Origin of the sequence: Myxococcus eversor, assembly GCF_010894455.1 — a bacterium.
GTDB lineage: Bacteria > Myxococcota > Myxococcia > Myxococcales > Myxococcaceae > Myxococcus > Myxococcus eversor.
The window spans coordinates 1-1,271 of sequence record NZ_JAAIXY010000074.1 but is presented as its reverse complement, the minus strand read 5'-3'; the positions used below and the strand labels follow the sequence as shown (position 1 = coordinate 1,271).

Sequence of the window (1,271 nt, the reverse complement as noted above, 5' to 3'; positions counted from 1 at the left end):
TGAGCTTGCCCCGGTTCCGTGGACAGCGTGGTTATGCTGCCTGCGCAACCGGTGAGGCTGTCCGCTCATACTCCACCGGGCTTACGTAGCCCAGCGAGGAGTGGCGACGCTGACGGTTGTAGAAGACCTCGATGTACTCGAAGAGCGCGGAGCGGGCCTCGTCGCGCGTCGCGAAGTCCGCCGCGTGGACGAGTTCCATCTTCAAGGTGCTGAAGAAGCTCTCGGCCACGGCGTTGTCCCAGCAGTTGCCCTTGCGGCTCATGCTGCACTCGATGCCTCGGGATGCGAGGGCCCGCTGGTAATCCTCGCTGGCGTACTGGCTGCCCCGGTCCGAGTGGTGCAGCAGCCCTCGCGGCGGCTGGCGACCCTTGAGCGCCATGTCGAGTGCGTCCAGCACCAGGTGGCGGTCAATGAACTCGCTCATGGCCCAGCCGACGACTCGGCGCGAGAAGAGGTCGAGCACTACTGCCAGGTAGAGCCAGCCCTGCCTCGTCCAGACGTAGGTGATGTCCGTCACCCAGGTGCAGTTGGGCTGGTCGGCGCAGAAGTCTCGTGCGAGCACGTTGGGCGCCACCGGCTGGCAGTGGCGTGAGTCCGTGGTGCGCACGAAGCGACGCTTCTTGCGAGCGGCCAAGCCCTGCTGGCACATGAGGCGTGCGACGCGCTTGCGGCTGACGTACCGGCCTGCGGCTCGCAGCTCCGCGTGCACCCGGGGGCTACCGTAGGTGCCGCGGCTCTTCTGGTGGACGGCCGCCACCTCCACTGCCAATGCCCGGTCTGCCTTCTGCCGCGAGGACTCCGGTCGCTTCTGCCACGCGTAGTAGCCCGAGCGGGCCACCCCCAACTGCTGACACATCAGCTCGATGGGGAAGTGGGCCTTCTGCGCTTCGATGAACTCGAACTTCACTTCGAGCCCTCCTTCGCGAAGAAGGCCGCTGCTTTTTTTAGGAAGTCACGCTCCATTTGCAGCTGGCGGTTCTCCTTGCGCAGCCGCGCCAGCTCCTCACGCTCGGCTGTCGTCAGGGCTCCCGCCTTGCCCTGGCCCCGGTCCGCCCTGGCTCGTTCCACCCAGGTACGAAGGGCCGTCTCGGTGAGGTCCAAGTCTCTCGCCACCTGGCCCACCGTCTTGCCTTCCTCCAGCACCAGCCGGACAGCCTCCACCTTGAACTCGGCGGTGAAGCTGCGGCGCTTCCTTCTCTGCTTCGTATCCGTGGACATCCCTGGACCCCTTCATCACATCTCGGGTGTCCACGGAACTGGGGCAGACTCAC

General features: G+C 65.9%; 1 protein-coding gene. It reads right to left on the bottom strand.

The window, feature by feature from the left end:
• Nucleotides 1–31 precede the first annotated feature (31 nt).
• A protein-coding gene (locus tag G4D83_RS45185; protein ID WP_163871160.1) for an IS3 family transposase occupies nt 32–1,218 on the bottom strand; the annotation gives its coding sequence in 2 pieces (ribosomal slippage) (nt 32–936 and nt 936–1,218; 1,188 coding nt in all).
• Nucleotides 1,219–1,271: the final 53 nt, after the last annotated feature.